Origin of the sequence: Neorhizobium petrolearium (assembly GCF_017873175.1) — a bacterium.
Taxonomy (GTDB): Bacteria; Pseudomonadota; Alphaproteobacteria; order Rhizobiales; family Rhizobiaceae; genus Neorhizobium; species Neorhizobium petrolearium.
Window position 1 is genome coordinate 401,259 of record NZ_JAGGJW010000001.1, and the last position, 17,775, is coordinate 419,033.

14 protein-coding genes are annotated in these 17,775 nt (G+C 60.2%); 9 read left to right on the forward strand and 5 right to left on the reverse strand.

Annotation, left to right across the window (positions count from 1 at the left end):
* Positions 1-125: 125 nt before the first annotated feature.
* The 6 genes from J2046_RS02090 (at position 126) to J2046_RS02115 (ending at position 7,140) form a co-directional block, all read left to right on the forward strand.
* Positions 126-1,487, forward strand: coding sequence for an ABC transporter substrate-binding protein (locus J2046_RS02090; RefSeq protein ID WP_210048812.1), 1,362 nt, complete (start codon positions 126-128; stop codon positions 1,485-1,487).
* A 147-nt stretch (positions 1,488-1,634) separates the two neighbouring features.
* The gene (locus J2046_RS02095; RefSeq protein ID WP_210048814.1) at positions 1,635-2,648 is read left to right on the forward strand and encodes a carbohydrate ABC transporter permease; all 1,014 of its coding nucleotides are present in this window, start codon (positions 1,635-1,637) and stop codon (positions 2,646-2,648) included.
* Between the two features lies 1 nt (position 2,649).
* Entirely contained in the window at positions 2,650-3,810 is a 1,161-nt protein-coding gene (locus J2046_RS02100) for a carbohydrate ABC transporter permease (protein WP_210048816.1), read from the forward strand.
* 34 nt (positions 3,811-3,844) lie between these two features.
* The gene (gene bglA / locus J2046_RS02105; protein WP_210048818.1) at positions 3,845-5,500 is read left to right on the forward strand and encodes a beta-galactosidase BglA; all 1,656 of its coding nucleotides are present in this window, start codon (positions 3,845-3,847) and stop codon (positions 5,498-5,500) included.
* Between the two features lie 18 nt (positions 5,501-5,518).
* Positions 5,519-6,610 (forward strand): ABC transporter ATP-binding protein, encoded by a 1,092-nt coding sequence (locus J2046_RS02110; RefSeq protein ID WP_210048820.1) that lies wholly within the window; start codon positions 5,519-5,521, stop codon positions 6,608-6,610.
* Between the two features lie 173 nt (positions 6,611-6,783).
* Complete coding sequence (locus tag J2046_RS02115; protein WP_210048822.1) at positions 6,784-7,140, forward strand: hypothetical protein; 357 nt, start codon at positions 6,784-6,786, stop codon at positions 7,138-7,140.
* Between the two features lie 48 nt (positions 7,141-7,188).
* Here the strand turns inward: J2046_RS02115 and edd are convergent, their stop codons facing one another.
* From edd to J2046_RS02140, 5 genes are all read right to left on the reverse strand, one after another.
* Positions 7,189-9,006 (reverse strand): phosphogluconate dehydratase, encoded by a 1,818-nt coding sequence (edd, locus tag J2046_RS02120; protein WP_210048824.1) that lies wholly within the window; start codon positions 9,004-9,006, stop codon positions 7,189-7,191.
* 80 nt (positions 9,007-9,086) lie between these two features.
* Positions 9,087-9,785, reverse strand: coding sequence for a 6-phosphogluconolactonase (pgl, locus tag J2046_RS02125; protein WP_210048826.1), 699 nt, complete (start codon positions 9,783-9,785; stop codon positions 9,087-9,089).
* 4 nt (positions 9,786-9,789) lie between these two features.
* The gene (zwf, locus tag J2046_RS02130; protein ID WP_210048828.1) at positions 9,790-11,262 is read right to left on the reverse strand and encodes a glucose-6-phosphate dehydrogenase; all 1,473 of its coding nucleotides are present in this window, start codon (positions 11,260-11,262) and stop codon (positions 9,790-9,792) included.
* Between the two features lie 99 nt (positions 11,263-11,361).
* Positions 11,362-12,666: an NAD(P)/FAD-dependent oxidoreductase gene (locus J2046_RS02135; RefSeq protein WP_210048830.1), complete on the reverse strand. Its 1,305-nt coding sequence runs from the start codon at positions 12,664-12,666 to the stop codon at positions 11,362-11,364.
* Between the two features lie 11 nt (positions 12,667-12,677).
* Positions 12,678-14,117: a glutamine synthetase family protein gene (locus tag J2046_RS02140; RefSeq protein WP_037158645.1), complete on the reverse strand. Its 1,440-nt coding sequence runs from the start codon at positions 14,115-14,117 to the stop codon at positions 12,678-12,680.
* A gap of 124 nt (positions 14,118-14,241) precedes the next feature.
* Between J2046_RS02140 and J2046_RS02145 the strand changes: the two genes are divergently transcribed.
* From J2046_RS02145 to J2046_RS02155, 3 genes are all read left to right on the forward strand, one after another.
* Entirely contained in the window at positions 14,242-15,426 is a 1,185-nt protein-coding gene (locus J2046_RS02145) for a BaiN/RdsA family NAD(P)/FAD-dependent oxidoreductase (RefSeq protein ID WP_210048832.1), read from the forward strand.
* Positions 15,427-15,569: 143 nt separating this feature from the next.
* Positions 15,570-15,707, forward strand: coding sequence for a hypothetical protein (locus J2046_RS02150; RefSeq protein ID WP_210048833.1), 138 nt, complete (start codon positions 15,570-15,572; stop codon positions 15,705-15,707).
* Between the two features lie 173 nt (positions 15,708-15,880).
* Entirely contained in the window at positions 15,881-17,722 is a 1,842-nt protein-coding gene (locus J2046_RS02155) for a methyl-accepting chemotaxis protein (protein WP_210048842.1), read from the forward strand.
* Positions 17,723-17,775 lie beyond the last annotated feature (53 nt).

Below are 17,775 nucleotides of genomic sequence, written 5' to 3' on the forward strand. Positions count from 1 at the left end.
GTTTGCGATCTTCGACATGCTGTCGGCGGAGGGGTTGACTCCGTCGCCAGAGCGTTAAATCTCTTCCTATGTTTTGGGAACTCCCGGCAGGGTAGCAAAAGCCGGGGCAATGGGAGGATGATTTTATGAAGACATCATTTTGGATCGGCGCGGCGCTTGCGACACTCCTTGCAGGCAGTGCAGCCGCCCAGGAACTTAAGTTCGCACCGGGCGAGGATTCGCGCTTCAATTGGAAGAGCTATGAGGATTTCAAGGCCGCTCACTCGGATCTGAAAGGACAGAGCCTCACGCTGTTCGGCCCTTGGCGTGGCGAAGACGAGGTCCTGTTCAACAGCGTTCTCGCTTATTTCAATGCCGCAACCGGCATTGACGGCCGTTATTCCTCCTCGGAAAATTACGAGCAGCAGATCGTCATCGATACGCAGGCCGGCTCCCCTCCGAATATCGCCATCATTCCGCAGCCGGGTCTGCTGGCCGATCTCGCCGCCAAGGGCTTCCTGACCCCGCTCGGCCAGGAGAATTCCGACTGGGTCAAGAGCAATTATGGCTCGGGCGCCGACTGGATCCGCTACGGCACCTACAAGGGCAAGGATGGCAAGGAGGCCTATTTCGGCTTCCCCTTCAAGGCGGACTTCAAGTCCATGGTCTGGTACGTGCCGGAAAACTTCGAGGAAGCGGGCTACGAGGTCCCGAAGACCATGGAGGACCTCTTCAAGCTCAGCGACCAGATCGTTGAGGATGGTGGCGTTCCATGGTGCATCGGCCTCGGTTCGGGCGGCGCGACCGGCTGGCCGGCGACCGACTGGGTCGAGGACCTGATGCTGCGGACCCAGAAGCCGGAGGTCTATGACAAGTGGGTTAGTAACGAGGTCAAGTTCGATGACCCGGCCGTCGTTGGCGCGATTGAGGAATTTGGCAAGTTCGCAAAAAATGAGAAATATGTCAGCGGCGGCGTGGCGGCAGTGGCTTCCACCGATTTCCGCGACAGCCCCAAGGGTCTCTTCGGCATTCCACCGAAATGCTACCTGCATCACCAGGCCTCCTTCGTTCCGTCCTTTTTCCCGCCCGATACGAAGCTCGGCACTGATGCCGACTTCTTCTACCTGCCCACCTATGCTTCGAAGCCGGAACTGGGAACGCCGGTCCTCGGCGCGGGCACGATGTTCGCGATCACCAAGGATTCGCCAACCGCCAAGGCCTTCATCGAATTCCTGAAGACGCCGATCGCGCATGAGGTCTGGATGGCGCAGTCATCGTTCTTGACGCCATTCAAGGGTGCCAATCCCGATGCCTATGCCAATGAGGTCCTGAAGAAGCAGGGCGAGGCCCTGACCACTGCCACGACCTTCCGCTTCGACGCGTCCGACCTTATGCCGGGCAAGATCGGCGCCGGTGCCTTCTGGACCGGCATGGTTGACTATGTCGGCGGCAAGGACGCCAAGACGGTCGCGTCCGACATTCAGAAGGCATGGGACGGCCTGAAGTAAATCTGCATCTTGCCGCGCCGGCTAGACCGGCGTGGCTTCCAACAGATTGATTTCCAAAAGATTGACTGTTCTTCGACCATAACAGCGGGCGGATAGCCGCCAACAAAAACCAGCATCCTCCTGCGATGCTGGCCACAAGGAGGGGACATGGTATCGCAGATCGTCTCGGCCGTCGGCGTGGTAATCGCCGGCGTTTTTGCGTGTGCGCTCTATTACTGGCTCTCCGACAAGCTGCTCCAGATCGTCTTTCCGGTGCCGAAGGAGAATGTCCGGACGGCGTCTGTCAATCTCAATCGCCGGGCCGTCGTCCGTCCCTGGTTGTTCCTGGGGCCGGCGCTGATCCTGCTTGGGGTCTATCTGGTCTATCCGGTCGTCGCGACCTTCATCCTGTCCTTCTATGACCGGTCCGGCGAAAGTTTCGTTGGTTTTGCGAATTACCGATGGGCGCTCTTCGATGATCAGTTTCGCCAGTCGATCTTCAACAACATCCTCTGGCTCGCCGTCGTTCCGGCGGCCTGCACCTTCTTCGGCCTTGTCATCGCCGTCCTGACCGACCGCATCTGGTGGGGCAATATCGCCAAGAGCCTCGTCTTCATGCCGATGGCGATCTCCTTCGTCGGCGCCTCGGTCATCTGGAAATTCATCTACGAGTATCGCGGCGGCAACGAGACTCAGATCGGCCTCCTGAACTCCGTCGTACAGTTCTTCGGCGGCAATCCGCAGGTCTGGATAGCGATGCCCTTCTGGAACAATTTCTTCCTCATGGTCATCCTCATCTGGATACAGACCGGCTTTGCCATGGTCATCCTGTCGGCGGCGCTGCGTGGCATTCCCGAGGAGACGATCGAGGCGGCGGTCATCGATGGCGCCAACGGCTGGCAGATTTTCTGGAAGATCATGGTGCCGCAGATCTGGGGCACGATCGCCGTCGTCTGGACGACCATCACCATTCTGGTGCTGAAGGTTTTCGACATCGTGCTGACCATGACCAACGGCCAGTGGAACACGATGGTACTCGCGAACCTGATGTTCGACTGGATGTTCCGGGGCGGAGGCGATTCCGGTCGAAGTGCAGTCATCGCACTTGTCATCATGGCGGCCGTGACACCGATCATGATCTGGAATATCCGCCAGGCGAACAAGGAAACGGGAGGTCATTGAGATGAACGCTGTCGCCGGCCTTCGCCGTATCGGACTTCCCCGTCTCATCGTTCACCTGTCGGTGCTCCTGATCTGTATCATCTGGCTGATCCCGACGCTCGGTATCCTCGTCACCTCCTTCCGCGATCCGGCGCAGATCACATCGTCGGGGTGGTGGACTGCCTTCAGTAGCGCCTCGCAAACCACAGCGTCGCGATTGGCAGACCCGTCTGCCGCACGGCAGGAAGGGGCGAACTATGTCATCACCGGCTCGGTTTTCGAGGCGGGGCAGGGCGGAACCGTGCGGGCTTTCGGCACGCGTGTCGCTGCTCCAGCGGAGTTCCAGGCCGGTCAGCCGGCAGATCTCGGAGAAGGGGAGACGCTGATCGTCAATGAGGATGGCAGCTACGTCTACACGAAGAACGGCCCATTCGAGAGCGAGCGTGGACGACGCGTGTACCTCACGATCGCTACGCCGCCGACCTTCACCACGCAGAATTACAATACCGTGCTCACCTCCCAGGGGATCGGGCAGTCTTTCGTCAATTCGCTAACGGTTGCCGTTCCCTCGACGATCATACCCATCCTGATCGCTGCCTTTGCCGCCTATGCGCTTTCCTGGATGGAGTTTCCCGGCCGTGCGTTGATTATCGCAATGGTCGTGGGGTTGATCGTCGTACCGTTGCAGATGTCGCTCATTCCGCTGCTGCGGATGTACAACGAGATCGGCACGTTCTTCGGCGTGCCGTCGAGAAGTTACGCAGGTATCTGGCTGGCGCATTCCGCTTTCGGCATGCCACTCGCCATTTATCTCCTGCGCAACTATATCGCCGGGCTGCCGAAGGAGATCATAGAATCGGCCCGGGTGGACGGCGCAAGCGATTTCGAGATTTTCATCAGGATTGTGCTTCCCCTATCGTTCCCGGCCCTTGCATCCTTCTCGATCTTCCAGTTCCTCTGGACCTGGAACGATCTCCTGGTCGCCATGGTCTTCCTCGGAACCAACAGGGAGCAACTCGTCCTGACCGGTGCTCTGAACGCGCTTTTGGGCTCGATGGGTGGAAGGTGGGAAATCCTGACGGCTTCTGCTTTCATCTCCATCCTCGTGCCGATAATTGTCTTCTTCGCGTTGCAGCGTTACCTCGTGCGCGGCTTGCTTGCTGGTTCGGTCAAGGGCGGCTGAGCCGATATTTCATCTGACAACAACAGGATATTGAATGACAATTTCGGCAGAAACTTCCGCAACACCCGACAGGGACTGGTGGCGCGGAGCCGTGATTTACCAAATCTATCCGCGTTCCTTTCAGGATTCGAACGGCGATGGCATCGGTGATTTGAAGGGGATCACGGCACGCCTGCCGCACGTGGCCGCGCTTGGGGCCGATGCTGTCTGGATTTCACCCTTCTTCCCGTCGCCGATGAAGGATTTCGGTTACGACGTGTCGAACTATACCGATGTCGATCCGATGTTCGGCGCACTCTCGGATTTCGATGGATTGATCGCCGAGGCACACCGGCTCGGCATCAAGGTGATGATCGACCTGGTGATGTCGCACAGCTCGGACCAGCATCACTGGTTCATTGAAAGCCGGTCCAGCCGTTTCAACCCGAAGGCGGATTGGTATGTCTGGGCTGATGCAAAGCCGGATGGCACGCCGCCCAATAACTGGCTGTCGATCTTCGGCGGATCGGCCTGGGCATGGGACCCGACCCGCATGCAGTATTACATGCACAACTTCCTGACCTCGCAACCGGATCTGAATCTCCACAACCCGGAAGTGCAGGACGCTCTACTGGACATGACCCGCTTCTGGCTGCAGCGCGGCGTCGACGGTTTCCGCCTCGACACGATCAACTTCTACTTCCACGACAAGGAACTGCGCGACAACCCGGCATTGGAACCGTCGCGGCGCAACGCCTCCACCGCGCCGGCGGTGAACCCCTACAACTTCCAGGAACATCTCTACGACAAGAATCGGCCGGAAAACCTGGAGTTCCTGAGGCGCTTTCGTGCGGTGCTCGATGAATTCCCTGCGATCGCCGCAGTCGGCGAAGTCGGCGACAGCCAGCGGGGATTGGAGATCGTCGGGGAATATACGTCCGGCAACGACAAGATGCATATGTGCTATGCTTTCGAGTTCCTGGCACCCGATCCTCTGACGCCGGCTCGCGTTGTCGCGGTCCAGGATGCGTTTTCCCTGGCGGCACCCGATGGCTGGGCCTGCTGGGCCTTCTCGAACCATGATGTCGTGCGCCACGTCACGCGCTGGGGCCACGATATTCTCGACCGGGATGCTTATGCCAAGATGACCTCCGCCATCCTGATGACGCAGCGCGGCTCGGTCTGCATTTATCAGGGCGAGGAATTGGGGCTTACCGAGGCGGATATCGCTTACGCGGATCTCCAGGATCCCTACGGCATTCAGTTCTGGCCGGAGTTCAAGGGCCGCGATGGCTGCCGTACGCCGATGGTCTGGGATTCCCAGGCGCTGCAAGCGGGGTTCTCTACGGCCGAGAAGACCTGGTTGCCGATTCCTGTCGAGCATCAGCTTCGGGCTGTGGGTGCCCAATATGGCGATCCGGCTTCGGTGCTGGAGCAGTACCGGCGTTTCCTCGCGTTCCGCAAACAGCATCCGGCTTTTACCAAGGGCGATATCCTTTTCCTGCCGGAAGACGGTACAGTCCTGGGATACGAGCGGCGCTATGGCAACGAAATCGTGCTCTGCGTTTTCAATATGAGTGCGGCCGCAGCAGCAACGGAACTTCCGGTCGGCGAATGGGAAGTTCTGACCGGTCACGGGTTTGAAAGCAGCCTGGAAGACAGACGAGTGGAGTTACCGGCTTGGGGCGCGTTTTTTGCCCGTCAAGCCTGACAAAAAGGGGAGGAGATCATGGCTGGCGTCGTTCTGAAGGATATCCGCAAGGCCTATGGACAGGTGAAGGTTTTGCATGGCATCGACCTGGACATCAGCCAGGGCGAGTTCGTGGTCTTCGTAGGCCCCTCTGGTTGCGGCAAGTCCACGCTGCTGCGGATGATTTCCGGCCTGGAGAGCATCACCGGTGGGGAGATGTATATCGATGGCCAGCTCGTGAACGAGGTGCCGCCTTCGCGGCGCGGTATTGCCATGGTCTTCCAGTCCTATGCGCTCTATCCGCATATGACGGTTTACGACAACATGGCCTTCGGCATGCGGATCGCCCGCGAGAGCAAGCAGGAGATCGACCGCCGTGTTCGTTCGGCGGCGGAAATCCTGCAGCTGACGCCCTATCTCGATCGTCTTCCGAAGGCCCTTTCAGGCGGCCAGCGCCAGCGTGTCGCGATCGGACGCGCTATTTGCCGTGATCCGAAGGTCTTCCTGTTCGATGAACCTCTGTCGAACCTTGATGCGGCACTTCGCGTCGCGACCCGCATTGAGATCGCCAGGCTCAAGGAGCAGATGCCGGACACGACGATGATTTACGTGACCCACGACCAGGTGGAGGCGATGACGCTTGCCGATCGTATTGTCGTGCTCTCGGCCGGCCGGATCGAGCAGGTCGGCGCGCCGCTTGAACTCTACGAATCTCCGGAGAACCTCTTCGTTGCCCGCTTCATCGGCTCGCCGGCGATGAACATTATTCCCGCGACCGTAAAGAAGACAGGCGACGTGACGACCATAGCCCTGAAGGGTGGCAAGGCCGTGCATGTGCCGGTAGCCACCGCCGCGTCGGAAGCCGGTAAGACGGCAAGTTTTGGTGTCCGCCCGGAGGACCTTTCGGTCGCAACCGGTGACGATTATCTTTTTGAAGGACAGGTCTCGATCGTCGAGGCGCTTGGCGAAGTGACCTTGCTTTATATCGAGGGCCTTGCCGATCAGGAGCCGATTATCGTCAAAATTCCCGGCATCCTCAATGTGCACAAGGGTGAAGCGATGCGCTTTTCGGCCGATCCGAAGAAACTGCATCTTTTTGACGCGCAGGGTAAGACTTATCGCACTGCGTGAGTGAAGGGGTGTTTACCATGTTGTTGTAGTCTCTGCGCACAGTTGTTCCAGGGCGGGACTTCCAAACCTTCTGTTAAACTTCACCGGCTAGTCTTTTCCTATTGAAGAATAGGAGGTTTGTCGTGAGTGCCGCTCCGACCAAAAATCATTTTTTGAACAAGGAAGAATCTTTCATGTACGACCGGGAGGCCCGGTTCAAGATGGAAGACACCATGAATGCCGCGCGCATCGAGTATACCGAAAAGGGTGTGATGAACATGGCGCAGCGCCGCTGCGACGTGCTGCGCATCTCCCAAAGCGGGGCCATTCTCGGCATCCTCACGCAATATACGTTGCCGCAGCAGTTCTATCTCGATATTCCGGACGCGCGCATCACCAAGGTCGGCTGCCTGTTGATGAAGACCTTCGCCAACAACACGGTCGAGGTCCGTTTCTTGCGGCTGCTGTCGCAAAAGGAGCTTGATCGCATCTTCGTCTTCTCGACCCACCCGAACCACCGCGACCGGACGCTCGATATCCGCGCCTGGTGAACCGCATCGATATTTGTGACAAGGGGCGGTCATGAGCCGCCCTTTCGTTCAAGCGAAGACGCTCGCCCCCTGGTCCGCATGACCGACATTGCGGCGGAAGGCGGCGAAGAGCTCGCGGCCCATGCCGAACTCGTTGTCGGAAAGATCGGCAACGACCGGCGTGCGCGCGGCGAATTCCGCCGCATCCACCAGTACCTCCAGCGTTCCGGCGATCGCATCGAGGCGGATGATATCGCCATCCTTGATCTTGGCGATCGGCCCGCCATCGGAGGCTTCCGGCGTGATATGGATTGCCGCAGGCACCTTGCCGGATGCGCCGGACATGCGTCCGTCGGTGACGAGCGCGACCTTGAAACCGCGGTCCTGCAACACGCCGAGCGGCGGGGTCAGCCGATGCAGTTCCGGCATGCCGTTTGCCTTGGGACCCTGGAAGCGCACGACGGCGACGAAATCCCTGTTGAGCTCGCAGCGCTTGAAGGCATCCTGCAGCTCCTGCTGGTCATGGAAGACGATTGCCGGTGCCTCGATAATGTGCCGTTCCGGCTTGACCGCGGAAATCTTGATGACCGCCTTGCCGAGATGTCCCGTCAGCATCTTCAACCCGCCGTTCGACTGGAAAGGCGTTTCGATCAAGGCAAGCACCTTCTTGTCACCGCTCTCTTCCGGGGCCGGTTCGCGCACGACCCGGCCATTGGCATCGAGCTTCGCCTCGATCGTGTAGGCTTCCAGGCCCTGGCCGAAGACAGTGCGGACGTCGTCATGCAGCAGGCCCTGTTTCAGGAGCTGCTTGATGAGGAAACCCATACCGCCGGCCGCATGGAAGTGGTTCACGTCCGCAAGTCCGTTTGGATAGACGCGAGCGAGCAGCGGCACGACATCGGAAAGGTCGGAAATGTCCTGCCAGGTAAGCAGAATCCCGGCGGCGCGCGCCATGGCGACGAGATGGAGCGTATGATTGGTCGAGCCTCCCGTCGCATGCAGGCCGACGACCCCGTTGACGATCGAGCGTTCGTCGATCATCTCGCCGGCCGGCGTGAATTCGTTGCCGAGCGCAGTGATAGCGAGCGCCCGCTTGGCGGCTTCCTTCGTCAGCGCATCGCGCAGCGGCGTACCGGGATTGACGAAGGATGCGCCGGGCATGTGGAAGCCCATGATCTCCATCAGCATCTGGTTGGAATTGGCCGTGCCGTAAAAGGTGCAGGTGCCCGGTCCGTGGTAGGACTTGGATTCGGCGTCAAGGAGTTCCGCGCGGCCGACCTTGCCTTCCGCATAAAGCTGGCGGATGCGCGATTTCTCGTCATTCGGCAGGCCGGAGGTCATCGGACCTGCCGGAATGAAGACAGAAGGCAGGTGGCCGAAGCTCAAGGCTGCGATCACCAGACCCGGCACGATCTTGTCGCAGATGCCGAGGAAGACGGCCGCATCGAACATGTTGTGCGAGAGGCCGATGCCGGCCGCCATGGCGATCGCATCGCGCGAGAAGAGCGAAAGCTCCATGCCGGGCTGACCCTGAGTGACACCGTCGCACATGGCCGGCACACCGCCGGCGACCTGGGCGATGCCGCCGGCCTCCCTTGCCGCTTCCCGGATGATCGGCGGGAAGGTTTCATACGGTTGGTGGGCCGAGAGCATGTCGTTATAGGCGGTGATGATGCCGAGATTCGGAACGACGTCTCCCGCGAGCGCCGTCTTCTCGGCGGGGGAACAGACCGCGAAGCCATGCGCGAGGTTGCCGCAGGAAAGAACGGCGCGGTGAGGACCCCCGGAGCCCGCCCGCCGCACGCGGTCGAGATAGGCTTCGCGAAGCGGCTTCGATCGTTCGACGATGCGGGCGGTGATCGCCTCGATGCTGGAATGGGCGGCCATGGTCTTGTCCTCTGTCGTCAACCCCGGCTTGGGAGTGGCGAAAGCCGACCGGGATTGCTCCTGTTAAAAAATGCGGGCGTTCAAGGCGCCCAGTAGATTTCGAGCGGCGATTGAGCGCGGTTGAGCACGGCGCGGATCGGCATCTCGGTTTCGTCGGAGCCGGCCTTCGCTTTGTCCAGCACGTCCTTCTTGCCCTGGCCTTCGATATGAAGGGCGAGGAAGCGCGCATCCGAAAGGCTCGCGAAGGAAAAGGTCAGCCGTTCTTCTCCCGCTCCCTCCGCCTCCATCGTCAGCACGCCGCGCGGACCGGAAAGGTCGAGCGCTTGTCCCAGATTGGTGCCATGCGGGAAGAACGAGGCGGTATGGCCATCCGTTCCCATGCCAAGGATAACCACATCGAAGGGCTTGCCGATGCGGGCGGCCTTCTCTGTCGCGATCCCGGCCGCCTCATCGATCGAGGAGCAGTCGTAATAGAGTGGGATGAATTTCGCTGCTGCCGCCCTGTCCTTCAGGAGATGGGTTGCGACCAGAAGGTGGTTGGAGCGTGGGTTGTCGGCCGGCACGAATCGTTCGTCCACCAATGTCACCGTGACTTTGCCCCAGTCGATATCGCGGGTGGAAAGCGTTTCGAAGAAGCGCTTCGGCGTCGAGCCGCCGGAAACCGCGATCGAGGCGGAGCCCCTTTCGCGGATTGCCGCGGCAAGACGTGCCGCGACCTCGTCCGCCAGAGCGGTGGCGAGCGTTGCGGCCTCGGAAAATTCATGAAGGTTGGCAGCCATCGTCTCAACCTTCATGCCAGGTGCGGCCGTCGCGCTCGATGAGGGCGATGGCCTGGCTCGGACCCCAGGTGCCGGCAGTATAGCCCTGCACCTGCTGGCCGGTTTCCTCCCAGCCTTTCAGGATCGGATCGACCCAGCGCCATGCGGCCTCCACTTCGTCGCGGCGCATGAACAGCGTCTGGTTGGAACGGATCGTATCGGTGAGAAGCCGCTCATAGGCGTCTGGATTGCGCACGCTGAAGGCTTCGGCAAAGCTCATGTCGAGCGAGACTTCGCGCAGACGCATGCCGCCTGGGCCGGGGTCCTTGATCATCAGCGACTGCTTGACGCCTTCATCCGGCTGCAGGCGGATGATGAGTTGGTTTGCGGCGATGCGGCCGGCAGAGGAATCGAAGATGTTGTGCGGGATCGGCTTGAAGGTGATGACGATCTCCGAAACGCGGTTGGCAAGCCGCTTGCCGGTGCGGATGTAGAAGGGCACCCCCGCCCAGCGCCAGTTGCCGATCTCGGCCTTGATGGCGACGAAGGTCTCGGTGTTGGAAACACCCCCTTCCAGCTCTTCCAGATAGCCCTTGACCGGGCCGCCCGCGGAAGCGCCGGCGCGATACTGGCCGCGAACGGTCATCTGCTCGACATTGGCTTCGGTAATCGGCTTCAGAGCGCGAAGGACCTTGAGCTTCTCGTCGCGCACGGCCTCGGAATACATGGAGGAGGGCACTTCCATGGCGACGAGGCAGAGAAGCTGGAGGATATGGTTCTGCACCATGTCGCGCAATGCGCCGGCCGTGTCGTAATAGCCGGCCCGGCCTTCGAGGCCGACTGCCTCGGCGACCGTGATCTGCACGTGGTCTATGTGTTCGGCATTCCAGAGCGGTTCGTAGAGGGCGTTGGCAAAACGCAGCGCCATCAGGTTCTGCACCGTCTCCTTGCCGAGATAATGGTCGATGCGGAAAATCTGCTCTTCGCGGAAGACCTTGCCGATCGTGTCGTTGAGTTCGAGCGCCGAGGCGAGGTCACGGCCGATCGGCTTTTCGACGACGATGCGGGTCGCCCTGGTGATCAGCTTGTGGTCGCGGATCTTGTCCGAGATTGCGCCGAAAATGCCGGGCGCTACAGCGAGATAAAAGACGCGAACGCGTTCCTTGCCGTCGTCGAGCAGCTTTTTAAGTTCGTCCCAGCCCTGATCCGCCTTCGCGTCGACGGAGACGTAATAGAGCCGCTCGCAGAATTTCTTGACCTCGGTCTCATCATATTCGCCCTTCTTCAGATGCTCCTTCAGGGCATCCTCGGCGAACTTGCGGTAATCCTCATGCGAAAGGTTGCTGCGGGAGGCGCCGATGATGCGGGTCGGCTCGGTGAACTGGCCCTCGACCTGACGGTGATAGAGCGCCGGCAGAAGCTTTCGCTCGGCAAGGTCGCCGGTTCCGCCGAAGACGATACAATCAAAAGGTTCGACTGGGATGATCTGGCTGCTCATCGCTGTTCTTTCATCTCGCATGGTTGGGGGCATGTTTAATCTAATCGATTTAAAATGGCTAGCCCGAAATGGCTTCGGGCGGATTACTAGGCGGGTGCGTCACCAAAGCCTGTCGCGCAGCGCAAACCACGTCAAGGCAAGGAAAAGCAGCGGGGTCCGCAGGCGCAGACCACCCGGGAAGGCCGGAATGTCGAGCGCCGCGAGGTGATCGAGTCCCGTTGCCTTACCGGCGACCATATCAGCATAGAGTTTGCCACAATAGTTTGACAGCATCACACCATGGCCGGAATAGCCGCCGATCGAGGTGACACCTGGCATGACCTCCTTCACGAAGGGCTGGCGCGGCATGGTGATGCCGACATTGCCGCCCCAGGCATGGGTGATTTCGACATTTTTCAATGCGGGATAGGTGGCGACGATCTGTGTGCGGATGGCATTGGCCGTGTCCTTCGGGTCGCGTGAGGAATAGACCTCCCGCCCGCCGAACAGCAGGCGATTGTCGCGCGATTTGCGGAAATAGCGCACCACGAAGCGCGAATCGGCTACGGCCTCGCCGCCCGGAATAACGTCTGGGAAATCATCGAGCGGCGCTGTGGCGGCGATGAAGGAGCCGATTGGCATGATATGCGCGGCAGTGGCCGGTTCGAGGTTGCCGACATAGGCATTGGTGGCGACGAGCGCGCGATCAGTCGTCAGCACACCTGAAGGTGTCTCGATTACGATCTTGCCGTCCGGCCCATTCCGGGTGCGTCGAATGGCGGTCGCCTTCGTCATCTCATAAAGCTGCGCGCCGGCTTCCTGTGCCGCACGGGCGAGACCGACCAGTAGCTTCAGCGGATGGATATGGCCGGTACCCGTATCGCGGACACCGCAATAATAGTCCTTCGTGCCGAGCCGCTCTGCGGTCTCCTGCCGGTCCATGAAGGAGATGTGCGGATAGTCGTAGCGCTCCGCTGCGATCTCGGCGTTCGCGCGATACTCCTTGTCATGCCCGGGCTTATGGGAAACGTTCATCTGCCCCGGCATATAATCCATCTCGATGCCGTGGATTTTGGCAAAGTCGAGAAGATAACGCTTGGCATCTTCCGCCATATCGAACAGCGCCTTGGAACGTTCGTAGCCCAGTTCCTTTTCCAGGTCCTCCGGCCACCAGCGCTGTCCAGTGCCCATCTGGCCGCCGTTGCGGCCCGAGGCCCCGTCGCCGAAACGATGCGCTTCGATCAAGGCGACCGAAACACCCGATTTGGCAAGGTTGCAGGCCGCCTGGAGGCCGGTATAGCCGCCGCCGACAATGGCCACATCGACGGTTTTCGACCCGTCGAGAGCCGGATAGGCCGCCCGCTCGCCAACGGTTGCCTGATACCAGGAAATTCCCGGTGCGATCGGGCTCTGCCACGAATCCAAGGCCTTGGTCCTCACACGTTGAGAAGCAGGAATTCCCGCTCCCACGGGCTGATCACCTGCATGAAGGTCTCGAATTCGCCGCGTTTGACGCCGGCATAGATGCCGATGAACTCGGGACTGAAGACTTCCGCCAGAGCCGGCTCGGATTCGAGCAGGGAGACGGCTTCGAGCAAGCCGCGGGGCAGGTCTATCGATCCTTCATTTGCGGTGTCTTCCGTCGGCGGCTCCGGTTCCACTTCGTTGAGGATGCCGAGCAGTCCGCAGCCGAGCGAGGCGGCAAGCGCGAGATAGGGATTGGCGTCCGAACTCGGCAGCCGGTTCTCGACCCGGCGGGCCGCTGCGTCGGAGACCGGCACGCGGAAGGCCGTTGTTCTGTTGTCGTATCCCCAGGCATTGTTGACAGGAGCGGACATGTCCGGCGTCAGGCGGCGGTAGGAGTTCACGTAAGGCGCCATCATCGCCAGTGTTTTGGGCACATAGGTCTGCATGCCGCCGATGAAGTGGAAGAAGGCCTTCGAGGCCGAGCCATCCGGATTGGAGAAGATGTTTTTCCTGGTCTCGATGTCGACGACGGACTGGTGGATATGCATGGCCGAACCCGGCTGGCCCTGCATTGGCTTCGCCATGAAGGTGGCATAGATGCCGTGCTTCATCGCCGCCTCGCGGATGGTGCGCTTGAACAGGAAGACCTGGTCCGCAAGCTCGACCGGATCGCCATGCCGCAGGTTTATCTCGAGCTGCGCCGGACCTTCCTCATGAATCAGAGTGTCGATCTCCAGCCCTTGCTTTTCGGAGAAATGATAGATGTCGTCGATCAGTTCGTCGAATTCGTTGATGCCGGCGATCGAATAGCCCTGGCCGCCGAGGATGGAGCGCCCGGACCTGCCCTTCGGTGGATGCAGCGGATAGTCAGGGTCATCGTTCTTGGCGACGAGGTAGAATTCGATTTCCGGCGCCACGACGGGTTTCCAGCCGCGCTCATTGTAGAGTCTGACGACGTTCTTCAAAACGTTGCGCGGCGTGTAGGAGACGGCCTTGCCATTCGTATCAATGATATCGCAGATCACTTGCGCCGTCGGGTCGGTTTCCCAGGGCACAACCGAGAGGGTGGAAAGATCCGGCATCAGTTTGAGATCGCTATCGCGAGGCTCGTAGCGGAAAGTGTCGGTTTCCTCCGGATATTCACCTGAGATCGTATGCCGGTAGAGGGCGGACGGCAGTGCCAGCGACGTGTTGGAGGTGAACTTGGAGGACGGCATCATCTTGCCGCGCGGAACACCGGCCAGATCGGGCGTGATGCACTCCACGTCCTCGATCCCGCGCGCCCTAAGCCACGCAGTAGCCTCCCGCCAGCCCGACACGCCTCGAAGCGAGGTGAGTGTCGGTTGGGACGTGGCTGCCTTCAGCACCTTGCCTGTTTCGGGAGCGGGATTGGATTTCTTGCGCGGCATGAGACACCGGTAGGGTTGATCGGAGTTCCCATCATAACCACGGATTGGCGATTGGCGAGGGGGCGGCATTGACTTTGAACGAAGGATCGCAAAGAGCGGAGCGGAAGAAGTCAAGGAGCGGCGAGTGGCGCGGAAATTCGATGTGGTGATCCTGGGTGCAGGCGCGGCGGGGATGATGTGCGCGATCCGTGCAGGCCTGCGAAGCCGTTCCGTACTTCTGCTCGATCATGCCAAGGCGCCGGGCGAAAAGATTCGTATCTCCGGCGGCGGCCGCTGCAACTTCACCAATATCCACGCGAGCCCGAGGAACTTTCTCTCCGCCAATCCACACTTCGCCAAGTCTGCGCTCGCGCGTTTTACACCGCGCGATTTTCTCGACATGGTGGAAGCGCATAGGATCGCCTGGCACGAGAAGACGCTCGGTCAGCTTTTCTGCGATGGGAGCGCCAGGGACATCATCCGCATGCTGCTTTCCGAGATGAAGGCGGCAAACGTCGTTCTCGAACTGCAGAAGCAGATCACGGCGGTGGAGAAAGCACCGGATGGCTTTCGCATCGCCACGTCCGATGGGGTGATCGAAGCCCGATCGCTGGTGGTCGCGACCGGCGGCAAGTCCATACCGAAAATGGGGGCAACCGGTTTTGCCTATGAGATCGCCAGACAATTCGGCCTCAAGCTCGTAGAGCCGCGCCCGGCACTGGTGCCGCTGACGCTAGACCCGCATCTGCTGGAAAAGCTCGCGCCGCTTTCCGGCATTGCCGCACCGGCCGAGGTCCGTCACCGGAAGACGGGTTTTCGCGAAGCGCTCCTCTTCACTCACCGCGGCCTCAGCGGTCCCTCGATCCTGCAGATCTCCTCCTATTGGTGCGAGGGGGACGATATTACGCTCGTTATCGAACCGGATCTCAACATCGCGGCGATCCTTAGGGCGGCCCGCAAGACAAATGGCCGACAGGCGGCGCAGACCGTGCTTGCCGAGACATTGCCGAAGCGCCTGGCGCAGTTTTTCTCTGAAAGTCGCGGTCTGCAGAATACTCACCTCGCAGATCTTTCCGACAAGGCGATCGATGGGCTTGCCGCCTCTATCCAGAGCTGGACGATCCGGCCTGCCGGCTCGGAGGGTTACCGCACGGCAGAGGTCACACTGGGTGGCATAGATACGTTCGAACTGGATTCAAAGACTATGCAGGCGAAGGCGGTAGCAGGGCTTTATTTCATCGGCGAGTGCGTCGACGTGACGGGTTGGCTCGGCGGCTATAATTTCCAGTGGGCCTGGGCCTCGGGCCATGTTTGTGGGGAGGCTTTGTAGTATCGCGCGATTCAGCACTTCTTAATGTGCCTTCGCCATCCTGCCTTAATGCCAGCTAAATTCTGCGATTTAGTATTGGCATGCGCTGCCTGTCGGCTCGCCGCAGGACGCCAAGAGCAACAGTGTTTTGGGGTTCAAGACCTATGCAGAAAACCCGCCGTGCCCGTGCAATTGCCATCGCTCTGGTCCAGGACGACGCAAAGATGAAGCGGTTCAGGCTTTTGGCAATCGCGATCGGCGCCACCGCAGCGCTTTTGTCGGTTGCGGCGCTTTTCCACTAAGGCACCGTCTGCTTCCATCCGATCGAATGCAGCCCTTCAAGGCAAACATCATATCGCTGTCTGATACATATCTGCTTGAGGCGGCACGCAGAGATTACATTCAAATTCAGTAAATCTTTACGTATATCTCCAATATTCAAACGATTAGCTGGTCATATTGGGGAAGGCTAGTCATGCCGAGATTGCTGCCGACGTCCGTCGTATCGCGGATCGTAGTCCTCTGTCTGTTCATGATCTTCATCGCGGTGATGGCAGTGGGCGGTCTTGCCTATGCCTATCTGCGCAGTGACATCATGGAGACGGCAAGAGCCGACGCCCGCAACGCCATGCGCACCATGAGCCTGTTCTATGATCTGGAACTGCCGGGTTCGGGGAGTGAAATCAAGAACGGGGCTCTGGTTCGCGTCACCCAGGGTGAGGGCAATCTGAACGATCATGGGATGGTCGACCGTACCGCGAGCGCAATCGGAGGCGTTGCGACCGTTTTCGAAAAGCGCGGTAGCGACTATGTCCGCGTCTCCACCAATGTGAAGACCGAGAAGGGCGAACGTGCGGTCGGCACGAAGCTCTCCGCCGATCACCCGGCGCAGCCCATCCTGGCGCGCGGCGAGGCCTATTTCGGGCCTGCAGTCCTGTTCGGCAGGGATTTCATGACCGGCTATTTCCCGATCACCGATGCCTCCAACGCGGTGACCGGGCTCCTCTTCATCGGCATCCCGATGGAAGTCTATTTCGAACATATTGCTGCTTCGGGCTACGTCGTGATCGGCACGTCGCTCGCCGCTCTGATTCTGGTCGGCCTGGTGAGCTTCTTTACCCTCAGGGTGCTGCTCCGTCCGCTCGCCGTGCTGACGGGTACGGTTCACACGCTCTCCGGCGGAAACGATACTGTCGAAATACCGTATATCGAGCGACACAATGAATTCGGCAATATCGCTCGCGCGCTGGAGATATTTCGGGACAATGCGCGGGAGAAGCTGCAGATCGAAAGCCGTAGTGCGCAGGAGCGCGCCGAGGCGGAGGCCGAACGCAATCGCAACGACATGGAAAAGCAGCGTGTCGACCGGCAGATCGACGTCGCTGTGAATGAGTTGGGTGCCGCGCTCGCGCGGTTGTCGCAGGGTGACCTTTCCAGCACCATCGAAACGGAATTCTCCGGCCGGCTGGAACAATTACGGACCGATTTCAACGGCTCCATCGTCCGGCTGCGCGATACTCTTTCCCATATTCGGGAAAGCACGCTCGCCATCCAGAAGAGTAGCGCCGATCTCAGCCATTCGTCGTCGGAACTGGCCCGCCGCACCGAGACCCAGGCTGCCTCGTTGGAAGAGACGGCGGCCGCTGTGGAGGAGATTACGGCAACGGTCCGCTCCTCCGCCGAGCGGGCGCACGAAGCCAACAATGCGGTCGTACTGACGAGGAAGAGTGCCGACAGTTCCGGGACGGTCGTCAGCAATGCCATAGATGCGATGGGCCGGATCGAGGAAGCCTCGCAGAAGATCGAGCTCATCATCGAGGTTATCGACGACATCGCCTTCCAGACCAACCTGCTTGCTCTCAATGCCGGTATCGAGGCAGCACGCGCCGGTGAAGCCGGCAAAGGCTTCGCCGTCGTGGCTCAGGAAGTGCGGGAACTGGCGCAACGCTCCGCCGGTGCGGCCAAGGAGATCAAGGAACTCATCAACCAGTCGAGTGCCGAGGTCGGTTCCGGTGCTTCGCTCGTCCAGCAGGCCGGTGAGGTACTCGCGTCGATCAGCCAGCAGATCACCGGCATCAGCCAGCATGTGGAAATGATCGCCACCGCCAGCCAGGACCAGTCGGCGGCGCTACAGGACATCAATAATTCGGTCAACCGCATGGACCAGATGACTCAGCAGAACGGTGCCATGGTCGGCGAAACCAGTGAGGCGAGCCGATGCCTGGCGGACGAGGCGGATGCGCTGCTTCAGCTTGTGCAGCAGTTCCGTATCAACGAAGAAAGGTCGGCGCGCCGGCAGGCCTCTCGCGTGGCCTGAGGACCGTCAACAGGATGGCAAGGAGCGGCAGCGATGCCGTTTCTTGCCGTTCT